This is a genomic window from Paenibacillus paridis, assembly GCF_006345825.1.
Taxonomy (GTDB): domain Bacteria; phylum Bacillota; class Bacilli; order Paenibacillales; family Paenibacillaceae; genus Pristimantibacillus; species Pristimantibacillus paridis.
This window is the reverse complement of the sequence record NZ_VCIX01000014.1, coordinates 361-647: the sequence shown is the minus strand read 5'-3', so window position 1 is coordinate 647 and position 287 is coordinate 361. Positions and strand designations below refer to the sequence as shown.

At 43.2% G+C, this 287-nt stretch carries 1 protein-coding gene; it reads right to left on the bottom strand.

Annotated features, from left to right (window positions below):
- A partial coding sequence (locus tag FJQ58_RS33355) for a sensor domain-containing protein (RefSeq protein ID WP_139990471.1) occupies positions 1–287 on the bottom strand: 287 nt, incomplete at both ends.

Genomic DNA, 287 nt, shown 5'->3' with positions numbered 1-287 from the left:
GATGTAATCCCCAATCCGATTCGAAGAGATCAAAAGCGAATAACTCGGAACTTACCTTATAAGCTAATGGAGAAAGCATAACCGAATAAGCAGTAACCGGCAGGACGATAGCAAGTGTAAACCCTACGATGCCTAGTGGAAGCTGCATTAGGCTGTATAAGATACCCATGTATGTTCGTCCTTGTCCAAGAAGAGACCATAATGACCGCCAACCGTTCCAATGTAGAGATATTTGTTTGTCCGCAGCAGAATGTTTTTGAGAATCTTCTTGAAGCCAAGCTTCAACG